Source organism: Tepidiphilus sp. HLB4, from assembly GCF_054823945.1.
Genome location: NZ_JSYB01000019.1, coordinates 33507 through 57027 on the forward strand (window position 1 = coordinate 33507; position 23521 = coordinate 57027).

Consider the following 23521-nt stretch of genomic DNA (forward strand, 5'->3'; position numbering starts at 1 on the left):
AACCGCTGCAGGATTCGATGTCGACGAGGGAGCGCAGAACATGAAACGAACGAGGCAGGTGCCTTTGGCCCTGTTGCTGGGCGCTTTGTGGGGTAACGCCTGGAGCGCGGGATTCGGTGAGCTCATCGTGCGCTCCCGCCTGGGGGAGCCGCTCACGGCCGAGATCACCGTGAAGGCGACTCCGGAAGAGCTGCGATCCCTCTCGGCACGCATCGCCCCCGCCGAGTATTTTCGCCAAGTCGGCGTGCCGTACAACGCCACGATCCAGGCGATCGATGCCAAAGTGGTCCGGGACGGCAACCGGGCCAAGATCGTGCTCACCAGCCGCACGCCGATCCGGGAGCCCTTCGTCGATGTCCTGCTCGACATGAACTGGGCCGGCGGACGTCTGGTGCGGGAATTCGCCATCCTGCTCGATCCGCCAGAAATGGCTGCGCCGGCACGTCCGGTGCCGGCTACCGGAAAGGATGTGACCGTACCCGCCAAGGCGGCAGCGCGGCAGACGCCGGGTCAATGGACCGTGCAGCCCGGCGAAACGCTCTACGCCATCGCACGGCAAGTCTCGCCATCCGGTGCCACGACCGAGCAGACGCTCGTGGCATTGTGGCGCGCCAACCCCAATGCGTTCATCGAGGGGGACATCAACCGGCTCAAGGTCGGCGCGACGCTCAAGGTGCCTTCGAGCGAGGAGATCCGCCGCATCCCTCTGGCCGAAGCGCGTTCGATGCTGCGTGCGCCAAGCAAGCCGCGGCAGGCCGCGGCAGCGCCTGCCCGCGAAACGGGGCCTGCGCCAGCGCCGGAGGCTGCGGCAGACAAGGGCAAGGCGATCGCCCGCGAGGCGCTCGAAGCCCCATCGCCTGCGCCCGCCGAAGATCGGCTCAAGGTCGGTGCGGCTCCGGAGACGGGGGCCGGCACGGAAACGAAAAGCCCCGCCATTCCTTTGCCCGAGACCGCGGCTTTGCAAGAGAGCCTCTCTGCCTCGGAAGCGGCGCTCGGCGAGGCGAACGAGCGCATCGTCAAGCTCGAGACGGAAATCGCCCGTCTGCAGAAACAGCTCGAGGCGCAAAACGCTACCCTGGCCCGCCTGCAGGCGCAGGCCGAAGCCAGCGCCAAACAGAGCGAGGCGTCGTGGATCGATGGGCTCCTGCCTGCTGTAGGAGGGGCCGCGGCCGCGCTGCTTGCGATGTTTGGCTGGTCTGCTTACCGCCGCCGGCGCGAGGAAAAAGCCGCTCTTCCCATTTCCTCCGCTCCTGCGACGGTGACGGCAGAGACCCCCGCCGTGACCACGATCGAGCACTCCGGTCCGGTCACCGAGTCCGGTCGCGCCGTCACCTCGGGGCAGAACATCGACACCTCCAGCATCCTCGGTACCGATTTCACCCAAGTCGCGTTCAACGCCCTGCATGCCGACGAAGGGGTCGATCCCGTGGCCGAGGCCGAGGTCTATCTGGCCTACGGCCGCGACCCCCAGGCCGAGGAGATCCTGCTCGACGCGCTCAAGCAGAACCCGCGGCGTGCGGCCATCTACCTCAAGCTGCTCGAAGTCTATGCCAAGCGCGGCGATCGGGCGAAATTCGATCAATATCTGCGGACCCTGTCCGAATTGACCGGCGAGCAGGGGCCCGACTGGACCATGGCCCTGGCGATCGGGCAGCGGGCCTGGCCGCAGGACGAGCGTTTCGCCACGGTGGTCGTGACCGACACCTTGGAGCCCACGGAGTCTTTGGCCGAAAAAGCGGGCGAATCGACGCTGCAGCGCGAGATTTCGCCTGCATCGGCTACGGCGCCGGCCGCCGAGGCGCCGGCCCAACCGGCCGCGACTGCCGAGCCAGCTGCGACCGTTCCCCAAGCAGACTTCGTCGAACTCGACTTCGATCTCGACAAACTGACGGAGCAGATGGCGGCCGAACCGAAGCCTGCGCCGGCTACCGCGGCGCCTGCGCCGGCCCCGGATGCGCTGGATTTCGATCTCGAACTTCCTCCCGAGGAAGAAGCTCGGCCGCAGGCGCCCTCGGGGGCTCCGGCGGCAGAGGCTCCTTCCCCGGAAAAAGGGGAGGATTCCTCGGCGCTGGAATTCCCCGAGCTTTCGCTGGAAGAGAACGCTGCGGCGCCGCGTGAAGAGCGCCCCGCTCCTTCTCCGGCCGAAATGGCGGAGTCGCAGGAATTGAAGTCCATGCTCGAAGAGATCGATTTCGATCTCGCCGAGATCTCGCCGGAGACGGAGGCGCCGGGCAAGGAGCCGACCGAACCGCCGAAAGGAGCGGAGCCTTCCGCGGTGGCTCCGGCAAGCGCTGAAGAGCAGAAGTCGTCCGAGGCCGGTCCGCCGACCGAGGTGATGGACATCGACCTCGAGCGCTTCGCCGGTGAAGCCGGCACGGCCGATCACGACACCCGCCTGCAACTCGCCGAGGCCTATCTCGAGATGGGGGATACCGAAGGAGCGCGTGAACTGCTCGAGGAAGTGCTGCGCGACGGCGACGAGACACAGCGCGCTGCGGCGCAGCAGCTCATGGACCGGATCCTGGGGAGTAAAGCTTGACGGGACTCTCCCGCCGGCGGGGGTGAGGCGCGGTGCGCTGGGCATTGCTCGTCGAATACGCCGGGCAGGGGTTCCTCGGCTGGCAGATGCAGGCAGAGGGGCGCACGGTGCAGGCGGTGCTGGAGGCGGCGGTCTCGGTACTCGCCGCGCAGCCGGTGCGCCTGCATTGCGCCGGACGCACGGATGGCGGAGTGCATGCGCTCGCCCAGGTGGTGCATTTCGACGCGGAGGCCGAACGACCGCCTTACGCCTGGGTGCGGGGCGTGAATGCCCATCTGCCCGAAGACGTGGCGGTGCGTGCGGCCTGGCCCGTATCCGAGGCGTTTCACGCGCGCTATCGCGCCGTCTCCCGCCACTACCGCTACGTGCTCTACAATGCGCCGGTGCGCCCGGCCGCGCTCGCCGGCCGGGTGGGCTGGGAAGCGCGGCCGCTTGCGCTCGAGCCGATGCGCGAGGCCGCGACGTCGCTCTTGGGGACGCACGACTTCTCGGCCTTTCGCACGGCCCAATGCCAGGCGCGCTCGCCGGTGAAGACCCTCCATCGCCTCGAAATCGAACGCCGCGGCCCCTTCCTGCACTTCGACTTCCACGCCGACGCCTTCTTGCATCACATGGTGCGCAACCTCGTTGGCGCGCTCGTCTACGTGGGCAAGGGGCGTTTCCCGCCCGAATGGGTCGGCGAGGTGCTCGAACGGCGCGAGCGCGCGCTCGCCGCGCCCACTTTTCCTGCCGCCGGGCTCTATTTCTGTGGGGTCGAGTATCCGCCAGGGCTGGGCGTGCCCGAGCGGATCGTGCGCCGGCCCGAATTCGGCTTGGACGAGGAAGTGGATGTCCCAAAATCCTGACCCCCAAAATTCAAATTCTGCCCCCCCCCGCCGCGTGCGCGTGAAGATCTGCGGTCTGACGCGCTCCGAGGACGTGCGGGAGGCTTGCCGGCTGGGCGCCGATGCGCTCGGTTTCGTCTTCTATCCGCCCAGCCCCCGGGCGGTGACGATCGCGCAGGCCGAAGCCCTGCTTGCCGAAGTGCCCCCCTTCGTCACCACGGTGGGGCTCTTCGTCAATCCCACCCCGGACGAGGTGGAATCGGTGCTCGAGCGTGTGCCGCTCGATCTACTGCAGTTCCACGGCGACGAGCCGCCCGAGTTGTGCCGGCGTTTCGCCCGGCCTTATCTCAAGGCGCTGCGGGTGCGCCCGGGGCTCGATCTGCTAGAATTGGCGCGATGCTATCCCGACGCGAAGGGGCTGCTGCTCGATGCCGACTCCGCCGTATGGGGCGGCAGTGGCCGTGCTTTCGACTGGAACCTGATCCCGCCCGGTCTGCCGTGCCCCGTGGTGCTCGCCGGCGGCCTCACGCCCGAGACGGTGGCCGAGGCGATCGCGCGCGTGCGACCCTGGGCCGTGGATGTCTCGAGCGGCGTCGAGGCGGCCAAAGGAATCAAATGCCCGCAGAAGATGGCGGCCTTCTTCGCCGCCGTGACCCGAGGAATGCGCTGATGGATTATCACTACCCGGATGCCCGGGGCCATTTCGGCCCCTACGGGGGCGTCTACGTGGCCGAGACGCTCGTGCCGGCGCTCGAGGCGCTCGCCCAGGCCTATGAGGAGGCCAAGCGCGACGCGTCTTTTCGTGCCGAGTTCGAGGATGAGCTCAAACACTACGTCGGCCGCCCCAGCCCCATCTACCACGCCAAACGCTGGTCGGAGACGTTGGGTGGGGCGCAGATCTATCTCAAGCGCGAGGACCTGAACCACACCGGCGCGCACAAGATCAACAACTGCATCGGCCAGGCGCTGCTCGCCCGGCGCATGGGCAAACCGCGCGTGATCGCCGAGACCGGCGCGGGGCAGCACGGCGTAGCCACCGCCACGGTGGCGGCGCGCTACGGCATGCGCTGCGTCGTCTATATGGGCGAAGAAGACGTGCGCCGGCAGGCGGCCAACGTCTATCGCATGAAGCTGCTGGGGGCCGAAGTGGTGCCGGTCTCCTCCGGTTCGCGCACGCTCAAGGACGCCCTCAACGAGGCCATGCGCGACTGGGTCACCAACGTGCACGACACCTTCTACATTCTCGGCACCGTCGCCGGGCCGCATCCCTATCCAGAGATGGTGCGCGACTTCCAGTCCGTCATCGGCAAAGAGTGCCTGTGGCAGATGCCCGAGCTCATCGGCCGTCAGCCCGACTACGTGATCGCCTGCGTCGGCGGCGGCTCCAACGCCATCGGGATCTTCTACCCCTATCTGCAGCATGAATCGGTGCGCCTGATCGGAGTGGAAGCGGCCGGCGAGGGGATCGAGACGGGGCGGCACGCGGCCACGCTCGTGGCCGGTCGCCCCGGCGTGCTGCACGGCAACCGCACCTACCTGCTGCAGGACGAGCACGGCCAGATCCGCGAGACGCATTCCATCTCCGCCGGTCTGGACTATCCCGGCGTGGGGCCGGAGCATGCGCTCCTCAAGGATCTGGGGCGCGCTGAGTACGTGGCCGTGACCGACGACGAGGCGCTGGCGGCCTTCCACGCGTTGTGCCGTTACGAGGGCATCATCCCCGCGCTCGAATCCTCGCACGCGCTCGCCTATGCGGCCAAGCTCGCGCCGAGCCTGCCGCGCGAGACGGTGCTGCTCGTCAATCTCTCGGGGCGCGGCGACAAGGACATGCACACCGTGGCCGAACGCTCGGGCATTCGCTGGTGAACGAGGAGCGTCCCATGAACCGCATCGATTGCACCTTCGCCCGCCTGCGCGAGCAGGGGCGCAAGGCGCTCATCCCTTTCGTGACGGCGGGTTTTCCCTCGGTCGAAACAACGCAGGCGCTCTTGCCGGCGTTGGTGCGCGCCGGCGCCGACCTGATCGAACTGGGGATCCCTTTCTCCGACCCCATGGCCGACGGCCCCACCATCCAGGGTGCGAGCGAACGGGCCTTGGCGCAGGGTATGACGCTTGCGCAAGTGCTCGACTTGGTGCGCGACTTTCGCCGCATGGATGCCGACACGCCCGTAGTGCTGATGGGCTACGCCAATCCGATCGAGGCGATGGGCGAGGAGCGCTTCGTGGAGGCGGCGCGCGACGCCGGCGTCGACGGCGTGCTCACCGTCGATTATCCGCCGCAGGAGGCGGAATCCTTCGCCGCGCGGCTGCACGAAGCGGGGCTGCACCCCATCTTTCTGCTCGCGCCCACTTCCAAACCAGAGCGGGCCGACGAGGTGGCACGGCTCGGCGGCGGCTACGTCTATTACGTCTCGCTCACCGGCGTGACGGGGGCCGGTTCCCTCGACGTGGCCGAGGTGCTCGCGCGCATTCCCGCCTTGCGCGAGCGCACGGGGCTTCCCATCGCGGTGGGCTTCGGCATCCGGGATGCGCACACCGCCGCCGAGATCGGCGCGGCGGCCGACGCGGTCGTCATCGGCAGCCGCTTGCTCGAAGCGATCGAAGGCGCTGCACATGCCGACGAGGCGTGCCGGCGGGCGGAGGAATTCCTGCGCCCGATCCGCCGGGCGCTCGATGAAGGAGTGGCGCCATGAGCTGGCTCGACAAGATCCTGCCGCCGCGCATCCGGCGTGAAGTGAGCGGCGCGCGCCACAGCGTCCCCGAGGGGCTGTGGACCAAGTGCGAAGCCTGCGACGAGGTGCTCTACGCTGCCGACCTCGATCGCGAACTGCGCGTCTGCCCCAAATGCGGCCATCACCACCGTATCCGCGCCCGTGCCCGGCTCGAGGCGCTGCTCGACCCCGAAGGGCGAGTGGAGATCGGTGCCGAAGTACGTCCGGTGGATGCGCTGAAATTCAAGGACAGCAAACGCTACACCGACCGGCTCAAGGAAGCGGCCAAGGCCACGGGCGAGAGCGAGGCGCTCATCGTGCTCGCCGGGCACCTAGAGAACCTGCCGGTGGTGGCGGCCTGCTTCGAGTTCGAGTTCATGGGCGGCTCCATGGGCTCGGTCGTGGGCGAGCGTTTCGTGCGCGGGGTGCGCCACGCCATCGAGCATCGCTGCGGCTTCGTGTGCATCGCCGCAAGCGGCGGCGCGCGCATGCAGGAAGGGGTGCTCTCGCTCATGCAGATGGCCAAGACGAATGCCGCGCTCACGCAGCTCGCCCAGGCACGGCTGCCCTTCGTCTCGGTGCTCACCGATCCGACCATGGGCGGGGTGTCGGCCAGTTTCGCCTTCATGGGGGACGTGGTCGTGGCCGAACCGGGAGCGCTCATCGGTTTTGCCGGGCCGCGCGTCATCGAGCAGACGGTGCGCCAGACTCTGCCGGAAGGGTTCCAGCGCGCCGAGTTTCTGCTGGAGAAGGGGGCGCTGGATGCCATCGTCGATCGGCGCCAGCTGCGGCCGTGGCTCGCGCGTACCTTCTCTCTGCTGGGGCTGCGCCCGCACGAGGTGGCATGACGCAGACTTCCGCCCTGGATCGCTGGCTGGAGAAGCTCGAAGCGCGGGCAGCGAGCCATGTGATCGCCCTGGGGCTCGAGCGGGTGCGGGCGGTGCTCGATCGCCTGCCGGTTGCGACTGGGGCGGTGCTCATCACCGTGGCTGGAACCAACGGCAAAGGGTCGACCTGCGTGCTGCTCGAAGCGATGCTGCGCGCCGGCGGTTACCGCGTCGGTTGCTACACCTCGCCACATCTGCTGCGCTACAACGAGCGCGTGCGCCTCGACGGTCAGCCGATCGGCGACGAAGCCCTGCTTTCCGCCTTCGAAGCCGTAGAGGCAGTGCGGGGCGACGTGCCGCTCACCTATTTCGAGCACGGCACGCTGGCGGCCTGGGTGGCCTTCTGCCGCGAACCGCTCGATGCCATCATCCTGGAGGTCGGGCTGGGCGGGCGGCTCGATGCCACCAACGTCTTCGATGCGGATGCCGCGATCCTCACCGGCGTGGCGCTCGACCATCAGGCCTGGCTCGGGCCGGACCGGGAGGCGATCGGTCGTGAAAAAGCCGGCATCTTCCGCTCCGGACGTCCGGCCATCGTCGCCGATCCGGTGCCACCGCGCTCGGTGCTGGAGACGGCCGCTGCGCTCGGTGCCGAGCTCTACCGCCTCGGGGTGGATTTCGGCTACGACGGCGACCGCCAGCAGTGGCGCTGGTGGTCGCGCACGGCGGGCAACCGCGGCGGTCTGCCCTATCCGGCGCTGCGCGGAGTCAATCAGCTGATGAACGCCTCCGCGGCCCTGATGGCGCTCACCTGCCTGCGCGATCGTCTGCCGCTGGCGATGCAGGCGGTGCGCGAGGGCCTGATGACGGTGGAACTGCCGGGGCGCTTCCAGGTGCTGCCGGGCCGCCCGAGCGTGATCCTCGACGTTGCGCACAATCCGCAGGCCGCGGCCGTGCTCGCCGAGAACCTCGCCGCCATGCCGGGCTACCGGCGCACGCTGGCGGTGGTCGGCATGCTCGCCGACAAGGACGTGGAAGGGGTGGCGCGCGCGCTCGTCCGCCGGATCGATGCATGGTTCGCCGCCGGTCTGCAAGGCTCGCGCGCGCTCACGGCCGGGGCGCTCGCCGCGCGCTTGGAGTCTGCGGGCGTGGTGCCTGGGGAAACGTTCGCCTCGGTGCCCGAGGCGCTTGCTGCGGCCAGGGCGCAGGCCAAGGACGATGATAGAATCGTCGTGTTCGGCTCTTTCCTCACGGTGGCCGAGGCGCTGCGTGCGCTGCACGTCCAGGACACGGAAGCACGGTGACGACCCAGGAAGACACTCTCGAGCGGTTGCGCAAGATACGGCGGCGTTTCGTCGGCGCGATCGTCCTGCTGCTCGCGGCGCTCATCACCCTACCCTTGGTGATGGAGAAAAAGCCCAAGGGGCAGAAAGCCCCGGTCGAGGTGCGGATCCCCGCGCGCGATCAGGTGCCGGCGACCGTGCCGCCGCCCGCAGCCGTTCCCGACCCGACCCAGACGGCCGGCCCCGAAGGAACACCGCCCCCGGAAGCCGAACTCGCCGAAGCGCCCGTACCGGTTCCTCCCTCATCCCCTCCGGCCTGGCAAGAACCTGCTGCCAAACCAGAGCCGCCGCAATCGAAACCGGTGGCGTCTCTCCCGCCGCGACCGGAAGCGAACGTGGCGGCGGCCAAACCCGCCGCGCCGCCGGAATCCCCCAAACCGGTGCCCGAACCCAAACCGGCGCCTACCGTCAAACCCGATGCCCTGCAGGAGAAGGCGCGCGCGCTCGCGGCCCTGGAAGGGGCGCTGAAACCGGGACAGAAGCTGCCGGGCTACTGGGTGGTGCAGGCGGGTGCCTTCCGCGACGAGGCCAAGGCGAAACAGGTGGCCGGGCAGCTGCGCGGCGCCGGGCTCGATGCCTTCGTCGAAGGAGGCGCCGACGGGTGGTACCGCGTGCGCATTGGTCCTTTCGTGAGTGAAGCCAAGGCGCAGTCAGCCAAGGCGATCGCCGAGCAGCAGCGCCTGAGCCCGCGCGTCGTGCATGTCGCTTCACCATGAATGAGTTCGATTACGCGGTATTCACGGTGATCGGCATTTCGCTCCTCGTGGGCGCCTGGCGCGGCATCGTCGCCGAGCTGCTCTCGCTGGCGGCCTGGGTGCTGGCGATCGGTCTGGGGTGGGCGTTCGGCTGGCCGATCGGCCGGGCGTTCTATGCAGGTTGGTTCGCCGATCCCTTGCTGCAGCGCATCTTCGGGTTTGCGACGATCTTTCTTGCCGTCTTCATGCTGGCGGCGTTGGTACGCTACGCTTTGCGTGAGGTCCTGCACGCCATCGGGCTGGGGGGCGTGGACCGTCTGCTCGGTGCCATCTTCGGTGTGCTGCGCGGAGCGGCCGTGGTGTTGTTGTGTGCGGCGGTGCTGCTGGCGGTCGGTGCCCAGGAATCCCCTTGGTGGCGACAGGCGCGCACGGTGCCGTGGATCGTCGTGGCCTTGCAGCGCCTGGAGCCTTGGCTGCCGCGAGGTTTGATCGAGAAATTGCCTTTGCCTAGGGAGATCGTTTGAATGTGCGGAATCATCGGGGTGGTCGCCCATCAGCCGGTCAATCAGCTCCTCTACGACGGCCTGATGGTATTGCAGCACCGTGGCCAGGACGCCGCGGGTATCGCCACCGGCAGTGACGACCGCTTCTACATGCACAAAGGGCCGGGTCTGGTGCGTGACGTCTTTCGCACGCGCAACATGCGCAGCCTCGTGGGCAACTGGGGCATCGGTCACGTGCGCTATCCCACGGCGGGGGATGCCTGCAATCCGGCCGAGGCGCAACCTTTCTACGTCAATTCGCCCTTCGGGCTGCTGCTCGCGCACAACGGCAACCTCACCAACGGCGAGGCGCTCAAGCGCGAGATCTTCGAAACCGACCTGCGCCACATCAACACCAATTCCGACTCCGAGATTCTGCTCAACGTCTTCGCCCACGAGCTCGCGGCCGCCTCCAAAGGGGCGCGGCCGGACGACGAGGCGGTGTTCGCGGCGGTGCGGGGCGTGCATCGGCGCTGCCGCGGCGCCTACGCGGTGGTGGTGATGATCGCCGGTTACGGCCTGCTCGCCTTCCGCGATCCCTACGGCATCCGTCCGCTCGTCTTCGGCCGCAACGACACGTCCTCTGGAACGGAGTGGCTGGTCGCCTCCGAATCGGTCGCGCTCGACACCCTGGGGTTCCGTCTCGTGCGCGACGTCGCCCCGGGCGAGGCGATCCTCTTTGGCATCGACGGCACCATGCGGGCGCGCCAGTGCGCCGACGAGCCGGTGCTCGCCCCCTGTCTCTTCGAATTCGTCTATCTGGCGCGGCCCGATTCCGTGATCGACGGGGTGTCGGTCTATGAGGCGCGGGTGAAAATGGGCGAATACCTCGCCGAGCGCTTCCGCACCCGTTATCCGCACGCACGCATCGACGTGGTGATCCCGATTCCCGATTCCAGCCGACCGGCGGCGCTGGAGATGGCCACCCGCTTGGGGCTACCCTACCGCGAAGGCTTCGTGAAGAACCGCTACATCGGCCGCACCTTCATCATGCCGGGGCAGACGGTGCGCAAGAATTCCGTGCGCAAGAAACTCAACGCCGTACATCAGGAATTCCGCGGCAAGCGCGTGTTGCTCGTCGACGACTCCATCGTGCGTGGCACCACCAGCCGCGAGATCATCCAGATGGCGCGCGACGCCGGTGCCGTGGAAGTCTTCCTCGCCTCGGCCGCCCCGCCCGTGCGCTATGCCAACGTCTATGGCATCGACATGCCAAGCCGCCGCGAGCTCATCGCCGCCTATTGCGACGAGGAGGAAGTGCGCCGCCAGATCGGCGCCGACGGCTTGCTCTATCAGGAACTCGAAGATCTCAAGCGCGCCATCCAGAGCGTCAACCCGTCGATCCAGCGCTTCGAGTCCTCTTGCTTCGACGGCTGCTACATCACGGGCGACGTCACGCCCGAATACCTTGAACGGATCGAACGGCGCGGCGAGGATTCGGTCGCTTCACGGGAAGGGGAGGAAGGCGCCGGCGCGGCGCAGCTCGACCTCAACCTCCCGCTCGACCAAGATGCATGAAAGGACGGTGATGGACGACGGTAAAGGACTGGGCACGCGCGCGGTGCGCGACGGCGTGCTGCGCAGCCAATTCGGCGAGCATGCCGAAGGGCTCTATCTCACTTCGAGCTTCGTCTTCGCCGACGCGGCGCAAGCCGCGGCGCGCTTCCTCGAGCAGGAAGAGGGCTATACCTACAGCCGCTTCACCAATCCGACGGTGAGCATGTTCCAGGAGCGGCTCGCAAGCCTTGAAGGGGCCGAAGCCTGCATCGCCGCGGCTTCGGGCATGGCGGCGATTCTGTGCACGGCCATGGCCTTCGTCTCCCAGGGCGAGGAAATCGTGGCCGGGCAGGGACTCTTCGGCGCTACGCACCAGCTCTTCTCGGCCATCCTGCCGCGCTTTGGCATCACCACGCGCTTCGTCGATCTGAACGATGCCACGGCGCTCGAGTCGGCGCTCACGCCACGCACCAAACTCGTTTTCTGCGAGACGCCCAGCAATCCCCTCGTGCAGCTCGTCGATCTGGCCGCGCTCGCCGAACGGGCACACCGCGCGGGGGCCTTGCTCGCGGTCGACAACACCTTCTGCACCCCCATCGGGCAGCAGCCGCTCGCCCTGGGGGCGGATCTCGTCATCCATTCGGCCACCAAGTACCTCGATGGCCAGGGCCGGGTGCTCGGCGGAGCGGTGCTCGGCGCGCGTTCCCTCATCGACCTCGTCTATCGTTTCCTGCGCACGGCGGGGCCGAGCCTTTCGCCCTTCAATGCCTGGGTGCTGGTGAAGAGCCTGGAGACACTGCCGCTGCGGGTGCGGGCGCAGAGCGAGGCGGCGCTCGCGCTCGCGCGCTGGCTCGAGGGGCATCCGAACGTGGCGCAGGTGCTCTATCCCTGGCTCGAATCGCACCCGCAGCACGCGCTCGCCCGGCGCCAGCAGAAACTGGGGGGCGGCGTGGTGAGTTTCCGCGTGCGCGGCGGACGCAGCGAGGCTTGGCGCGTGATCGATTCCACCCGGCTCTTCTCGATCACCGGCAACCTCGGCGACGTCAAATCCACCATCACGCACCCGGCAAGCACCACGCACGGCCGGCTGGCGCCGGAAGTGCGGCAGGCGATGGGCGTGGGCGAAGACCTGCTGCGCCTCTCGGTCGGCCTGGAAGAGGTCGAAGACCTGCAAGCCGACCTCGCCCGCGGGCTGGATGCGATCGGCGGCTGAGGCTTCAGCCGGTGGCGAGATTCAGAGGTTCCCCGGATGCGAGCGGCACCGATTTGTCGTAGAGCGTCTCCGGGGCGATGTCCAGTCCTCCGGGCCAGCAGACGGTGCCGAGCCCAACGTGGGCCAGCCGAAATTCGTCCCACCGTTTCAGGCGGGTAAAAATGCCACGTTCGAGATAGGGACGGGCGTCGAAGAGGCGATGGCTTCCGTCGTCGAACCAGAGCTCGAGCGTGAAGTTCTCGTGCGGGATGACGCGGACGACCGATTCCATGGCAGAACCTCAACGCAAGGGGTCGATGGGAAAAAGAGCTTGACCGTTGATGGCGAGTTCCCAATCGGCCAAGAGATCCTCTCGATGGATCTCGATCCATGCTTGGACGAGCCTGGCTTTTGCCGCAGGAAAATCCCCACTCAACAACGAGCCGTCGATGATGGAGAAAGCGGCTTCCATTCCCTGGTATTTTGCATGGATGTGGGGAAGCTTGTGCCGCTCGTCGTCAAAAAAGTACATGTTGATGATGATGCCATAGAAGAGGCTGATCGTCGGCATGGTGCGCTCACGAGTGCTCCACTCTGGCCGGCGTCACGCCGTGCCAAGTGGCGCCGTCGGGGCCGATCTCCAGCCAGCGGGCGGTGTCGTGCCATTCGGGCAGCACCCAGCGCTCGCGTGGCTCGCCTGCGATCGCATAGTGGTGCACGGCGCAGCGGTGGGTGTGGCCGTGCAGCAGCACCGCGGGGCGGCAGGCTTCGAGCCAGCGGCGGACTTCTTCCTCATTGACGTCGATCGGCGCCTCCAGCTCCCCCTGGTAGGCGCGGCTCTGCTCGCGCGAGCGCTGGGCGAAGGCGATGCGCGCCGGTAGCGGCTGGGCGAGGAAGGCAGCCTGGGCGGCGGGCTGCCGTGCCTGGGCGCGCCAGATCTGATAGGCGTGATCGTCGGTGCAGAGCAGATCGCCGTGGGTGAGCACGAAGGCGATTCCGGCGATCTCCACCGTCACCGGGTCGGGCAGCATCTCCCAGCCGGCGCGCGCGGCGAAGGTCTCGCCTACGAGAAAATCGCGGTTGCCGGTGAGAAAGTAGAACGCGGCCCCGCGTGCACGGGCGGCGGCGCAGGCGTCGATGAGCGTCTCCACCACCGGGTGCGTCCAGTCGTCGCCGATCCAGTATTCGAAGATGTCGCCCAGGAGGAAGATGGGTTCTTCGGCCGGGCGCTGCGCGAGCCATTCGCGGAAGGCGTGCAGGCGCGGCGTATCGCGGTCGATGTCGAGGTGCAGGTCGGAGACGAAAGCGGCGCGCGGCAGGCGCAGGCGCGGCGCTTCGAACGCCGGCAGCGCCATCACCGGATCACCTCGGCGTGCTCGATCACCACCGGTTCGAGCGGCACGTCGCGGTACGGGCCGACGGCGCCGGTCTTCACCGACTTGATGGCGTCGACCACGTCCATGCCCTGTACGACCTTGCCGAAGACGCAGTAGCCCCAGCCCTGGACGGTGGGGGCGCGGTAGTCGAGGAAGTCGTTGTCGGCCACGTTGATGAAGAACTGCGCCGTGGCCGAATTCGGGTCCTGGGTGCGGGCCATGGCCACGGTGCCGCGAAGATTCTTGAGACCATTGTCGGCCTCGTTGGGAATGGGGGCACGGGTGGGTTTCTGCTTCATGTCGGCGGTGAGCCCGCCGCCTTGGATCATGAAGCCGTCGATGACGCGATGAAAGATGGTGCCGTCGTAGTGGCCGCTCTCGACGTAGGCGAGAAAGTTCTCGACGGTCTTGGGCGCTTTGGCGGCGTCGAGTTCGAGCACGATGTCACCGCGGTTGGTGGCGAGTTTGACTTGCACGGCTTGGGCTCCTTGGGCGAAGGAAAGGGGGGAGAAGGTGCAGGCGAAGAGCGCCGCGAGCAGGGCGCGGCGCCAGGGGTTCATGCGGGAAGCGGTCTGCGGCATGGGAAGGTCCTGTACGAAGACGGCTGGGCAAGGATAGCAGATTCGCGGCGCGCGTCTGGACGAGGGCTAGGGTGATGCGTCCCCCTCGGTCGGAGAGGGGGGATCGAAGCCTGCCGCCGCGTCCGTTGTCAGCGCCTCATTGCGTCTCGCCGGTGAAGAACTCGCGCATGCGGTCGAACCAGGATTTGCTGCGCGGGTTGTGGCGCTCGGCATTCTCGCGGGCGATCTCCTCGAATTCGCGCAAGAGTTCTTTCTGCCGCTCGGTGAGATTGACCGGTGTCTCTACCACCACGTGGCAGAGCAGGTCGCCCACGCCCTGGTTGCGCACGTTGCGGATGCCTTTGCCGCGCAGGCGGAAGACCTTGCCCGTCTGTGTGCCCGGCGGGATGCGCAGCTTGGCGATGCCATCGAGCGTGGGGACGTCGATTTCGCCGCCCAGCGCCGCGGTGGTGATGGAGATGGGCATCTCGCAGTGCAGGTCGTCGCCCTCGCGCTGGAAGATGGGGTGGGGCTTGATGCGGATCTCGACGTAGAGATCGCCCGGCGGGCCGCCGTTGATGCCGGCTTCTCCATAGCCGCTCTGGCGCAGACGCATGCCGGTGTCGATGCCGGCGGGAATCTTCACCTCCAGCGTGCGCGTTCGCCGCACGCGTCCGGCGCCGCCGCAGTCGGGACAGGGATCGGCGACGATACTGCCGCTGCCGTGGCATTCGGGGCAGGTCTGCTGAATGGAGAAGAAGCCTTGCTGCATGCGCACCTGGCCGACGCCGCCGCAGGTGGGGCACACCCGTGGCTGCGTGCCGGGGCGCGCGCCGGTGCCGTGGCAGGTGTCGCAGGTCTCGGTGGTGGGGATGCGGAGGGTCTTGGTGGTGCCGTGGGCGGCCTCTTCGAGCGTGATCTCGAGCTGGTAGCGCAGATCGGCGCCACGATAGACCTGGGAGCGGCCGCGCCGGCCGCCGCCGAAGAGGTCACCGAAGATGTCGGAAAAGGCCTCGGCGAAGTCGTCGAATCCGGCCGCCCCAGCGCCCGCGGCCGCGCCATCGACGCCGGCGTGCCCGTAGCGGTCGTAGGCGGCGCGCTTTTGCTCGTCGCTCAGCACGTCGTAGGCGCGCTGGATTTCCTTGAATTTCTCTTCGGCCTCTTTGTTGCCGGGATTGCGGTCCGGGTGGTATTTCATCGCCAGGCGCCGGTAGGCCTTCTTGATCTCGGCCGCCGTCGCTTCGCGGCTCACCTCGAGGATCGCGTAATAGTCTTGTTGTGCCATCGTCTCGCCCGTGTGGAATCATGATGAAGCCGAGCCCGGCCGGAAGGGTCCGACGCGGGCTCGGCTTTCAGGGTGCAGGGCAGGGCCGGTCAGTGTTTCTTGTCGTCCTTGACCTCGGTAAACTCGGCGTCGACCACGTCGCTGTCGCCCGCGCGCTGGCTCGACGAGGCGCCGGCGCTGCCGGTCGCGCCACCCGCTTCGCCGCTACCGTAGAGGTGCTGCGACATCTCGGCGCTCGCCTGCCCGAGCTTGCGCATCGCAGCCTCGATTTTACCCTTGTCGTCGGATTTCATCGCCTCTTCGGCTTCCTTGAGGGCCGCTTCGATTTTCTCCTTGTCGTCGGCCTTCACCTTGTCGCCGAGCTCTTCCAGGCTCTTGCGCACCGAGTGGATGAGCGCGTCGCACTGGTTGCGCGCCTCGATCAGCTCGCGCAGGCGACGGTCTTCCTCGGCGTGCGCTTCGGCGTCGCGGATCATCTGCTTGATCTGTTCTTCGCTGAGGCCGGAGTTCGCCTTGATGGTGATCTTGTTCTCCTTGCCGGTGGCCTTGTCGCGGGCCGACACGTGCAGGATGCCGTTGGCGTCGATGTCGAAAGTGACCTCGATCTGCGGCACCCCACGCGGCGCAGGCGGAATCCCCTCGAGGTTGAATTCCCCGAGCAGCTTGTTGTCGCGCGCGAGTTCCCGCTCGCCCTGGAAGACGCGGATGGTGACGGCCGTTTGGTTGTCCTCGGCGGTGGAGAAGATCTGCGTCGCCTTGGTCGGGATGGTGGTGTTCTTGGGGATGAGCTTGGTCATCACGCCACCGAGCGTCTCGATGCCCAGCGACAGCGGCGTGACGTCCAGAAGCAGCACGTCCTTGACTTCCCCTTGCAGCACGCCCGCCTGAATGGCGGCGCCGATGGCGACGGCTTCGTCGGGGTTGACGTCGCGCCGCGGCTCCTTGCCGAAGAATTCCTTGACTTTCTGCTGCACCTTGGGCATGCGGGTCTGACCGCCGACGAGGATGACGTCGTCGATGTCCGAGACCTTGAGCCCGGCATCCTTGAGGGCGATGCGGCAGGGTTCGAGCGTCTTCTCGATGAGGTCGTCGACCAGCGCCTCGAACTTCGCCCGGGTGATCTTCATGGCGAGGTGTTTCGGGCCGCTTGCGTCCGCCGTGATGTAGGGGAGGTTCACCTCGGTCTGCTGGCTCGAGGAGAGCTCGATCTTGGCCTTCTCGGCCGCTTCCTTGAGCCGCTGCATCGCCAGGGGGTCTTTCTTGAGGTCGACGCCCTGTTCCTTCCTGAACTCGTCGACGATGTAGTCCATCAGCCGGTTGTCGAAGTCTTCGCCGCCGAGGAAGGTGTCGCCGTTGGTGGAGAGCACTTCGAACTGGTGCTCGCCGTCGACTTCGGCGATCTCGATGATGGAGATGTCGAAGGTGCCACCGCCGAGGTCATAGACGGCGATCTTGGAGTCGCCCGGCTTCTTGTCCATGCCGTAGGCGAGCGCCGCGGCGGTGGGTTCGTTGATGATGCGCTTGACGTCGAGCCCGGCGATGCGGCCGGCATCTTTGGTGGCCTGGCGCTGGGCGTCGTTGAAGTAGGCCGGCACCGTGATGACGGCTTCGGTCACTTCCTCGCCGAGATAGTCTTCGGCGGTCTTCTTCATTTTGCGCAGGATCTCGGCCGAGACCTGCTGCGGCGAGATCTTCTTGCCGCGCACTTCGACCCAGGCGTCGCCATTGTCGGCGCGCACGATCTTGTAGGGCATCAGTTTGATGTCCTTCTGCACTTCCGGGTCGTCGAACTTGCGGCCGATGAGGCGTTTGACGGCGTAAATGGTGTTGGCGGCGTTGGTGATGGCCTGGCGCTTGGCCGGGGCGCCCACCAGGATTTCGCCGTCTTCGAGATAGGCGACCACCGAGGGGGTGGTGCGCGCACCTTCGGAGTTCTCGATCACCTTCGGCTTGCCGTTTTCCATTACGGCCACACAGCTATTGGTGGTGCCGAGGTCGATGCCGATGATTTTTCCCATGATGCGTTCCTCTCGTTTGAATGCGGTTGAAGTTCAGATGGCGGCGAGGAGCCGGTTTTTCAAGAGGAGGCGCCCTGCTCGCCGCCCTTGGTACTTTCCGGTTCGGACTTGGGCTTGGCGACCATGACGAGCGCCGGGCGCAGTACGCGTTCGTGCAGCAGATAGCCTTTTTGCAGGACTTGCACGACGGTGTTGGGCTCGGCCTCGCTCTCGATCATGCCCACCGCCTGATGCAGGTGGGGGTCGAATTTTTCGCCCTGCGGATCGATCTGGCGCACGTTGGCGCTCTCGAAGGCGTTTTCGAGCTGGCGCAGGGTGAGTTCCACCCCCTGGCGCAGGGTTTCCAAAGTCTGGTTGGGTGTGCCGAGGGCGGCCTCGAGGCTGTCTTTCACCGGCAGCATGGAGGCGGCGAAGCGCTCGCTGGCGAACTTGCTCGCCTTGGCGACTTCTTCCTGGGCGCGGCGGCGGACGTTTTCCGCCTCGGCCTTGGCCCGCAGCCAGGCATCGTGGTGTTCGGCGGCTTTCTGCTCGGCGATGCGCAGCATCTCTTCGAGGCTGGGCATCACGTCGGTTTTTTCTTCGTTGGCATTGGCCGTGCTTTCGTTCGCACTGGCTGCCTCGGGGGTTTGAGGCTGATCGATCGGTTCGGTGCGTCGGGTTTCTTCGGTCATGCCTGTTTGCTCCGCAGATAGGGGTCGTCGATCCATTATGGGGGCGGGAGCGGGGGATTTCAAGGAGATTTTTCCCATTGCCTCAAGCCGTACAATGGGCGACTGAACCAGGAGAGGAGGGCACATGGGAGAGGGATTCGCGCTGGTCCTGCCGGATTTCGCCTTGATCGTGCTGGGGGCGCTGCTCGCACGCCGGGTGATGGTGCAGCCGGAATTCTGGAACGGGGTGGAGCGGCTGGTGTATTTCGTGCTCTTTCCGGCCATGCTCTTCCGCTCGCTCGTCCATGCGCCGATCTTGGGCGCGGATGCCGTGGCCCTGGTGGGAGCGGCGGCGGTCACGGTGATTGCGGGCTTTGCCCTGGGGTGGATGCTGCGCCGCGCGATCGACCCGGATGCGGTGCGGGCGGCCTCGCAGATCCAGTGCGCCTATCGCTTCAACACCTATATCGGCATGGCGCTCGCGGGGCAACTGGCCGGGGCGAGCGGCTCGGCCCTCATGGGGGCGCTGTGCGGCTCGATGGTGCCGCTGGCGAACGTCTTGGCGGTGGGCTCCATGAGCCGGGGAGGGGTTCGGGCCACCGTGCGGGCGCTGCTCACCAATCCCCTGGTGTTGGCCACCCTGGCCGGTGCCGCCTATCACGCGGCGGGTCTGCCGTTGCCCGCGCCGGTCGATACGCTGCTGGGGCGCCTGTCATCCGCGGCGGTGGCCATGGGGCTCCTTGGCGTGGGGACGGCCTTGCGCCTGGATCGTTCCTTCGTCAAGCCAGGGGCGTGGTTCATCGTGTTCATCAAGCTGTTGGCGCTGCCGCTCGTCGCCTGGGGGTTGGCGCAGTGGTGGGGGATCGAGGGTTTGGCGCGCCAGATGCTGATCCTCTTTGCGGCGCTGCCTTCTGCGAGTTCGGCCTATATCCTCGCAAGCCGCCTCGGGGGCGACGCGCCGGCCGTGGCGCGGCTCATTTCGCTCACCACGCTGGCCTCGGCCTTGACGCTGAGCGTGATCCTGGGGTGGCTGCGATGATTCGGCGCTGACGCTCAGCCGGTGCGCACGAAGTTGTCGCGGTGGATGAGCTCGGGTTCGTCCACGTGGCCGAGGCGCTCGGCGATCTGGTTCGAGGGCAGGCCGAGGATGGCCCGCGCCTCGGCGGCGCTGTAGTTGATGAGACCGCGGCCGATCTCCCGCCCTTCGGGGTCGAGACAGGCGACGGCGGCGCCGCGCACGAATTCGCCTTCCACGCGGGTGACGCCGACCGGCAGCAGGCTCTTGCCCTGGCGCAGCGCCCGGGCGGCCCCCGCGTCGACGTACAGTCTGCCGGCGAGTTTGAGGTGGTCGGCGAGCCACTGCTTGCGCGCCGCGAGCCGGTTGCGCTCGGCGTAGAGGAGCGTTCCCAGCGGTTCGCCATGTGCGAGGCGCACGATCACCTCGGGCTCGCGCCCGGAGGCGATGACGGTGTGCGCTCCGCTCTTGGCGGCGCGGGCGGCGGCGCGGATCTTGGTGATCATGCCGCCCTTGGCGATGCTCGAGCCGGCCCCGCCGGCCATGGCGGCGTAACGCGGGTCTTCGGCGTTGCCCTCGGCCACGAGCTCGGCCTCGGGATGGAGGCGCGGGTCGGCGGTGTAGAGCCCTTGCTGGTCGGTGAGGATGAAGAGGGCGTCGGCATCGATGAGGTTGGTCACCAGCGCGCCGAGCGTGTCGTTGTCGCCGAACTTGATCTCGTCGGTGACGATGGTGTCGTTCTCGTTGATGATGGGTACCACGCCCAGATCGAGCAGGGTCTTGAGGGTGCTGCGGGCGTTGAGATAGCGCGTGCGATCGGCCAGATCGGCGTGGGTGAGGAGGATCTGGGCCGTGTGCCGCCCGTGGGGGCGGAAGGCGTGCTCGTAGGCGTCGACGAGTGCGGCCTGGCCGACGGCGGCCGCGGCCTGCAGCATGGGGATTTCCTTGGGACGCTTGCGCCAGCCCAGGCGCTGCATGCCGGCGGCGATCGCCCCCGAGGAGACGAGGCAGACGCGCCGCCCTTCCTCGAAGAGGCGGGCGATCTGCTCTGCCCAGCCGCGGATCGCCTCGTGATCCAGGCCGCGGCCGTCGGCGGTGACGAGCGCGCTGCCGACCTTGACCACGAGGAGCCTGGCGGTGGCGAGCGCTGCGCGGCGGTCAGGATGCGTCATGCTCGGTCTCGTCGCGGTCGTCCAAGACGTCTTCCGGATCCTGCGGCGCGGGCGCTTCGGCTTTCATCGCCTCGAGCGCTTCCTGCACTGCGTAGACGAGCGCCTGGCAGCCTTCGCCGGTGGCGGCACTGATGGCGAAATGGCGCGGCGCGGGGCCGTAGGTGTCGAGAAACGCGGCGATGCGGGCTTCGCGCTCGTCCTCAGGGATGAGGTCGATCTTGTTGAGCACGAGCCAGCGGGGTTTGGCCGCGAGCGCTTCGTCGTAGCGGCGCAGCTCTTCGACGAGCGCGTGCGCGTCGTGCACCGGGTCGGCCTCCGGGTCGAGCGGGGCGAGGTCGATGAGGTGCAGCAGCAGGCGCGTGCGCTGCAGGTGGCGCAGGAAACGGTGACCGAGCCCGGCGCCTTCGCTCGCCCCTTCGATCAGGCCGGGGATGTCGGCGACGACGAAGCTGCGGTTCACGTCGGTGCGCACCACGCCGAGGTTGGGGTGGAGCGTGGTGAACGGATAGTCGGCTACCTTGGGCCGCGCGGCGGAGACGGCGCGGATGAAGGTGGATTTGCCCGCGTTGGGCAGCCCCAGGAGCCCCACGTCGGCGAGCACGCGCAGTTCGAGGCGCAGCAGGCGGTGTTCGCCCGGCTCGCCGAGCGTGCGCTGGCGCGGGGCGCGGTTGGTGCTCGATTTGAAGTGCAGGTTTCCCAGCCCACCGCGGCCGCCTTTGGCGATGAGCGCCCGCTCGCCCGGCCGGGCGAGGTCGGCGAGGAGCTCGCCGGTCTCGTCGTCGAAAATCAGGGTGCCCACCGGCACGCGCAGCGTCATGTCCTCGCCGGAGGCGCCGTAGCAGTCGCTGCCGCGGCCGTTTTCTCCGCGTTGGGCACGGAAGAGGCGGGTGTAGCGGTAGTCGATGAGGGTATTGAGGTTTTCGTCGGCCTCGAACCAGATGCTGCCGCCGCGTCCGCCGTCACCGCCGTCGGGCCCGCCCTTGGGGATGAATTTCTCGCGGCGGAACGAGGCGCAGCCGTCGCCCCCTTTGCCGGCAATGACTTCGATGCGGACTTCGTCGATGAATTTCATGGGTCTTCCAAAGAGGGAAAGCCTCACCCGGTACGCCGGACGAGGCTTTCCTCAGGCCGCAGGGGCGGCGCGGTGAATCAGGCTTCGAGCGGCCGGATGGTGACGTAGCGGCGCTGCTTCGGCCCTTTGACGGTGAATTCGACGATGCCGTCTTTCAGGGCGAAGAGCGTGTAGTCGCGCCCGACGCCGACGTTGTCGCCGGCGTGGAACTGGGTGCCGCGCTGCCGCACGATGATGTTGCCGGCGATCACGAATTGGCCGCCGTAGCGCTTCACGCCGAGCCGTTTCGATTCGGAGTCGCGGCCGTTACGGGAACTGCCGCCCGCTTTTTTGTGTGCCATGGTGGTTGTCCTCGCGCAAGGGGATCAGGCTTCGATCGCCTGGATGTGCAATTCGGTGTAGTTTTGCCGGTGGCCTTGGTGCTTTTGGTAGTGCTTGCGGCGACGCATCTTGAAGATGCGCACTTTGGGGTGCCGGCCGTGGGCGACGACCGTGGCCTTCACGCGCGCGCCTTCGAGCACGGGCGTGCCGATTTTCACCGAATCACCTTCACCGGCCATCAGGACCTGGTCCAGGGAAATTTCGGCGCCCACTTCAGCAGGTATCTGTTCTACTTTGATCTTTTCGCCGACGGTGACGCGATACTGCTTGCCGCCGGTTTTTATGACCGCGTACATGGCGCTGCTCCGAAAAAGGGTATGAGAGAACATGAAATTATAACGATGGGAGTGCGCACGGTCAAGCAAGGTTTCGTCTGCGTTAGACTATCGCTCGTCGAACCCATGATTCGTGCTTGCGAGGTCTGTCCATGTGCCAGCTGCTCGGCATGAACTGCAACGTTCCCACCGACATCTGCTTTTCCTTCACCGGCTTCCGCGCGCGGGGCGGGCGCACCGATCACCACCGCGACGGCTGGGGGATCGCCTTCTTCGAGGGGCGTGGCGTGCGCGTCTTCCTCGATCCGCAGCCGAGCGCCGATTCGCCGATCGCCGAGCTCGTGCGCCACTACCCCATCCGTTCGCTCAACGTGATCGCCCACATCCGCAAGGCCACGCAAGGGGTGGTGCGGCTGGAGAACACGCACCCTTTCGTGCGCGAGCTGTGGGGCCGCTACTGGGTGTTCGCGCACAACGGCAACCTTCTCGACTACGCGCCTCGTTTGAGCGGACGTTTCCTGCCCGTGGGGGATACCGATTCGGAGCGGGCTTTTTGCCACCTGCTCGATACCTTGGCGCGGCGTTTCCCCGATGGGCCGCCGACGCCGGCAGCGCTCTTCGCCACGCTGCGCGAGACGGTGCGGGAGATTGCCGCGCACGGGGAATTCAACTTCCTGCTCTCCAACGGCGAGCGGCTCTATGCGCACGCTTCGACCCGCCTGTGCTACCGGGTGCGCCAGGCGCCCTTTGCCGCGGCGCATCTGTGCGACGAAGACCTGACGATGGACTTCAGCGAGGTGACCACGCCGCAGGACCGCGTGGCGGTGATCGCCACCACGCCGCTCACCGACAACGAAACCTGGACGCCGATTCCGCCGGGGACGCTGGTGGGCTTTTGCGAGGGGGCAGTGGAGGAGAGGGCGCAGTAGCGGCGCCGGAAATGGTACAGTCTGCGCCCGATGAGGGAGGGGGAAGGGCGCCGCGTCAGCGCCGGCGCGAAAACCGAACGTAACGATGATCATCCTGCAATGACGTACAAATCGCATTTGCTCTGGGCCGTGTTGGCCGGCAGCGCCTCGTGGGCGGCAGTGCAGGTGGTGCCGCTGCCAGGGGTGGGGCGGCTGCCGGTGGGCGGGGCGAACGAGTTCATGCTGTGGATGGCGGCGGCGGTGGTCGGAGGGCTCTTCCCTGACGTGGATCACCCGCATTCGCGCATGGGGCGGGCGATGCCGCTCGTGTCGTGGCTGGTGCGCTGCATCGCCGGGCATCGGGGGCTGACGCATTCGCTCGCGTTTCTCGCGCTGGTGGGCGGAGGGCTCTTTTGTTTCGTGTCGATGCCGATCGGCCTGGGGTTCGCGGCGGGCTACGCCTCGCACCTTTTTGGCGATTTCCTCACCGACGGCGGGATCCCCCTATTCTGGCCGTGGCGCCGGCGGGTGGGTTTTCGGCTCTTCGCCAATGGAGGGTTCGCCGAGGCGGCCTTGAACGTGGTGGCGAGCAGTGCGGCCTTCTATGCGTGGTGGCATCTGCATTGACGATTTCGGAGC

25 protein-coding genes are annotated in these 23521 nt (G+C 67.3%); 14 read left to right on the forward strand and 11 right to left on the reverse strand.

Features of this window, described 5'->3' with window-relative positions:
* Positions 1–40 precede the first annotated feature (40 nt).
* From OA56_RS05085 to OA56_RS05135, 11 genes are read left to right on the forward strand one after another with little or no spacing between them, the layout of a single operon-like run.
* Positions 41–2539 carry a FimV/HubP family polar landmark protein gene (locus tag OA56_RS05085; RefSeq protein ID WP_082438324.1) on the forward strand — a complete coding sequence of 833 codons (2499 nt, stop codon included), beginning with the start codon at positions 41–43 and terminating at the stop codon, positions 2537–2539.
* Positions 2540–2571: 32 nt separating this feature from the next.
* On the forward strand, positions 2572–3384 hold the full coding sequence (gene truA / locus OA56_RS05090) for a tRNA pseudouridine(38-40) synthase TruA (RefSeq protein WP_461583828.1): 813 nt from the start codon (positions 2572–2574) through the stop codon (positions 3382–3384).
* Positions 3368–4033 carry a phosphoribosylanthranilate isomerase gene (locus OA56_RS05095; protein WP_055422658.1) on the forward strand — a complete coding sequence of 222 codons (666 nt, stop codon included), beginning with the start codon at positions 3368–3370 and terminating at the stop codon, positions 4031–4033. The genes truA and OA56_RS05095 overlap by 17 nt, the downstream gene beginning before the upstream one ends.
* On the forward strand, positions 4033–5229 hold the full coding sequence (gene trpB / locus OA56_RS05100; RefSeq protein ID WP_461583830.1) for a tryptophan synthase subunit beta: 1197 nt from the start codon (positions 4033–4035) through the stop codon (positions 5227–5229). The genes OA56_RS05095 and trpB overlap by 1 nt, the downstream gene beginning before the upstream one ends.
* Before the next feature lie 14 nt (positions 5230–5243).
* Entirely contained in the window at positions 5244–6056 is an 813-nt protein-coding gene (gene trpA / locus OA56_RS05105; RefSeq protein WP_141054198.1) for a tryptophan synthase subunit alpha, read from the forward strand.
* Complete coding sequence (gene accD, locus OA56_RS05110; protein ID WP_461583833.1) at positions 6053–6922, forward strand: acetyl-CoA carboxylase, carboxyltransferase subunit beta; 870 nt, start codon at positions 6053–6055, stop codon at positions 6920–6922. Before trpA ends, accD begins: the two co-directional genes overlap by 4 nt.
* Complete coding sequence (gene folC, locus OA56_RS05115) at positions 6919–8205, forward strand: bifunctional tetrahydrofolate synthase/dihydrofolate synthase (RefSeq protein ID WP_461583835.1); 1287 nt, start codon at positions 6919–6921, stop codon at positions 8203–8205. Before accD ends, folC begins: the two co-directional genes overlap by 4 nt.
* A complete protein-coding gene (locus tag OA56_RS05120; RefSeq protein ID WP_461583837.1) occupies positions 8202–8960 on the forward strand; it encodes an SPOR domain-containing protein in 759 nt (252 codons plus the stop codon). Before folC ends, OA56_RS05120 begins: the two co-directional genes overlap by 4 nt.
* Positions 8957–9463: a CvpA family protein gene (locus OA56_RS05125; protein ID WP_055422664.1), complete on the forward strand. Its 507-nt coding sequence runs from the start codon at positions 8957–8959 to the stop codon at positions 9461–9463. Before OA56_RS05120 ends, OA56_RS05125 begins: the two co-directional genes overlap by 4 nt.
* Positions 9464–10999 (forward strand): amidophosphoribosyltransferase, encoded by a 1536-nt coding sequence (gene purF, locus OA56_RS05130; RefSeq protein ID WP_141054186.1) that lies wholly within the window; start codon positions 9464–9466, stop codon positions 10997–10999.
* Positions 11000–11009: 10 nt separating this feature from the next.
* Positions 11010–12191: an O-succinylhomoserine sulfhydrylase gene (locus OA56_RS05135; protein ID WP_461583840.1), complete on the forward strand. Its 1182-nt coding sequence runs from the start codon at positions 11010–11012 to the stop codon at positions 12189–12191.
* A gap of 4 nt (positions 12192–12195) precedes the next feature.
* Here OA56_RS05135 and OA56_RS05140 read toward each other — a convergent pair whose 3' ends face one another.
* From OA56_RS05140 to grpE, 7 genes are all read right to left on the reverse strand, one after another.
* Entirely contained in the window at positions 12196–12462 is a 267-nt protein-coding gene (locus OA56_RS05140; protein ID WP_055422667.1) for a DUF2442 domain-containing protein, read from the reverse strand.
* A 9-nt stretch (positions 12463–12471) separates the two neighbouring features.
* Entirely contained in the window at positions 12472–12741 is a 270-nt protein-coding gene (locus OA56_RS05145; RefSeq protein WP_055422668.1) for a DUF4160 domain-containing protein, read from the reverse strand.
* A gap of 7 nt (positions 12742–12748) precedes the next feature.
* Positions 12749–13525, reverse strand: coding sequence for a UDP-2,3-diacylglucosamine diphosphatase (locus tag OA56_RS05150; RefSeq protein ID WP_461583842.1), 777 nt, complete (start codon positions 13523–13525; stop codon positions 12749–12751).
* The gene (locus tag OA56_RS05155; protein ID WP_055422738.1) at positions 13525–14022 is read right to left on the reverse strand and encodes a peptidylprolyl isomerase; all 498 of its coding nucleotides are present in this window, start codon (positions 14020–14022) and stop codon (positions 13525–13527) included. The genes OA56_RS05150 and OA56_RS05155 overlap by 1 nt, the downstream gene beginning before the upstream one ends.
* A gap of 241 nt (positions 14023–14263) precedes the next feature.
* Positions 14264–15391 (reverse strand): molecular chaperone DnaJ, encoded by a 1128-nt coding sequence (gene dnaJ / locus OA56_RS05160; protein ID WP_055422670.1) that lies wholly within the window; start codon positions 15389–15391, stop codon positions 14264–14266.
* A gap of 89 nt (positions 15392–15480) precedes the next feature.
* Positions 15481–17409 carry a molecular chaperone DnaK gene (dnaK, locus tag OA56_RS05165; RefSeq protein ID WP_055422671.1) on the reverse strand — a complete coding sequence of 643 codons (1929 nt, stop codon included), beginning with the start codon at positions 17407–17409 and terminating at the stop codon, positions 15481–15483.
* A gap of 59 nt (positions 17410–17468) precedes the next feature.
* Positions 17469–18080: a nucleotide exchange factor GrpE gene (grpE, locus tag OA56_RS05170; protein ID WP_055422672.1), complete on the reverse strand. Its 612-nt coding sequence runs from the start codon at positions 18078–18080 to the stop codon at positions 17469–17471.
* 124 nt (positions 18081–18204) lie between these two features.
* Here grpE and OA56_RS05175 point away from each other — a divergent pair, with 124 nt between their 5' ends.
* A complete protein-coding gene (locus tag OA56_RS05175) occupies positions 18205–19098 on the forward strand; it encodes an AEC family transporter (protein ID WP_461583846.1) in 894 nt (297 codons plus the stop codon).
* Between the two features lie 14 nt (positions 19099–19112).
* Here the strand turns inward: OA56_RS05175 and proB are convergent, their stop codons facing one another.
* From proB to rplU, 4 genes are all read right to left on the reverse strand, one after another.
* The gene (proB, locus tag OA56_RS05180) at positions 19113–20246 is read right to left on the reverse strand and encodes a glutamate 5-kinase (RefSeq protein WP_141054175.1); all 1134 of its coding nucleotides are present in this window, start codon (positions 20244–20246) and stop codon (positions 19113–19115) included.
* Positions 20233–21318: an Obg family GTPase CgtA gene (gene cgtA / locus OA56_RS05185; protein WP_055422675.1), complete on the reverse strand. Its 1086-nt coding sequence runs from the start codon at positions 21316–21318 to the stop codon at positions 20233–20235. The genes proB and cgtA overlap by 14 nt, the downstream gene beginning before the upstream one ends.
* Positions 21319–21395: 77 nt before the next feature.
* Positions 21396–21659: a 50S ribosomal protein L27 gene (rpmA, locus tag OA56_RS05190; protein WP_028874847.1), complete on the reverse strand. Its 264-nt coding sequence runs from the start codon at positions 21657–21659 to the stop codon at positions 21396–21398.
* Between the two features lie 24 nt (positions 21660–21683).
* Positions 21684–21995, reverse strand: coding sequence for a 50S ribosomal protein L21 (gene rplU / locus OA56_RS05195; RefSeq protein ID WP_028874848.1), 312 nt, complete (start codon positions 21993–21995; stop codon positions 21684–21686).
* A 131-nt stretch (positions 21996–22126) separates the two neighbouring features.
* Here rplU and OA56_RS05200 point away from each other — a divergent pair, with 131 nt between their 5' ends.
* On the forward strand, positions 22127–22903 hold the full coding sequence (locus tag OA56_RS05200; protein ID WP_055422676.1) for a class II glutamine amidotransferase: 777 nt from the start codon (positions 22127–22129) through the stop codon (positions 22901–22903).
* A 99-nt stretch (positions 22904–23002) separates the two neighbouring features.
* Complete coding sequence (locus OA56_RS05205; RefSeq protein ID WP_055422677.1) at positions 23003–23509, forward strand: metal-dependent hydrolase; 507 nt, start codon at positions 23003–23005, stop codon at positions 23507–23509.
* Positions 23510–23521 lie beyond the last annotated feature (12 nt).

What these genes read in the sequence shown, in the direction of transcription:
- OA56_RS05085 (WP_082438324.1), top strand. Translation starts at nt 41, where the DNA reads ATGAAACGAACGAGGCAGGTGCCTTTGGCCCTGTTGCTGGGCGCTTTG.
- OA56_RS05095 (WP_055422658.1), top strand. Translation starts at nt 3,368, where the DNA reads ATGTCCCAAAATCCTGACCCCCAAAATTCAAATTCTGCCCCCCCCCGC.
- trpB (WP_461583830.1), top strand. Translation starts at nt 4,033, where the DNA reads ATGGATTATCACTACCCGGATGCCCGGGGCCATTTCGGCCCCTACGGG.
- trpA (WP_141054198.1), top strand. Translation starts at nt 5,244, where the DNA reads ATGAACCGCATCGATTGCACCTTCGCCCGCCTGCGCGAGCAGGGGCGC.
- accD (WP_461583833.1), top strand. Translation starts at nt 6,053, where the DNA reads ATGAGCTGGCTCGACAAGATCCTGCCGCCGCGCATCCGGCGTGAAGTG.
- folC (WP_461583835.1), top strand. Translation starts at nt 6,919, where the DNA reads ATGACGCAGACTTCCGCCCTGGATCGCTGGCTGGAGAAGCTCGAAGCG.
- OA56_RS05125 (WP_055422664.1), top strand. Translation starts at nt 8,957, where the DNA reads ATGAATGAGTTCGATTACGCGGTATTCACGGTGATCGGCATTTCGCTC.
- purF (WP_141054186.1), top strand. Translation starts at nt 9,464, where the DNA reads ATGTGCGGAATCATCGGGGTGGTCGCCCATCAGCCGGTCAATCAGCTC.
- OA56_RS05135 (WP_461583840.1), top strand. Translation starts at nt 11,010, where the DNA reads ATGGACGACGGTAAAGGACTGGGCACGCGCGCGGTGCGCGACGGCGTG.
- OA56_RS05140 (WP_055422667.1), bottom strand. Translation starts at nt 12,462, where the DNA reads ATGGAATCGGTCGTCCGCGTCATCCCGCACGAGAACTTCACGCTCGAG.
- OA56_RS05145 (WP_055422668.1), bottom strand. Translation starts at nt 12,741, where the DNA reads ATGCCGACGATCAGCCTCTTCTATGGCATCATCATCAACATGTACTTT.
- OA56_RS05150 (WP_461583842.1), bottom strand. Translation starts at nt 13,525, where the DNA reads ATGGCGCTGCCGGCGTTCGAAGCGCCGCGCCTGCGCCTGCCGCGCGCC.
- dnaJ (WP_055422670.1), bottom strand. Translation starts at nt 15,391, where the DNA reads ATGGCACAACAAGACTATTACGCGATCCTCGAGGTGAGCCGCGAAGCG.
- dnaK (WP_055422671.1), bottom strand. Translation starts at nt 17,409, where the DNA reads ATGGGAAAAATCATCGGCATCGACCTCGGCACCACCAATAGCTGTGTG.
- grpE (WP_055422672.1), bottom strand. Translation starts at nt 18,080, where the DNA reads ATGACCGAAGAAACCCGACGCACCGAACCGATCGATCAGCCTCAAACC.
- OA56_RS05175 (WP_461583846.1), top strand. Translation starts at nt 18,205, where the DNA reads ATGGGAGAGGGATTCGCGCTGGTCCTGCCGGATTTCGCCTTGATCGTG.
- proB (WP_141054175.1), bottom strand. Translation starts at nt 20,246, where the DNA reads ATGACGCATCCTGACCGCCGCGCAGCGCTCGCCACCGCCAGGCTCCTC.
- cgtA (WP_055422675.1), bottom strand. Translation starts at nt 21,318, where the DNA reads ATGAAATTCATCGACGAAGTCCGCATCGAAGTCATTGCCGGCAAAGGG.
- rpmA (WP_028874847.1), bottom strand. Translation starts at nt 21,659, where the DNA reads ATGGCACACAAAAAAGCGGGCGGCAGTTCCCGTAACGGCCGCGACTCC.
- rplU (WP_028874848.1), bottom strand. Translation starts at nt 21,995, where the DNA reads ATGTACGCGGTCATAAAAACCGGCGGCAAGCAGTATCGCGTCACCGTC.
- OA56_RS05200 (WP_055422676.1), top strand. Translation starts at nt 22,127, where the DNA reads ATGTGCCAGCTGCTCGGCATGAACTGCAACGTTCCCACCGACATCTGC.
- OA56_RS05205 (WP_055422677.1), top strand. Translation starts at nt 23,003, where the DNA reads ATGACGTACAAATCGCATTTGCTCTGGGCCGTGTTGGCCGGCAGCGCC.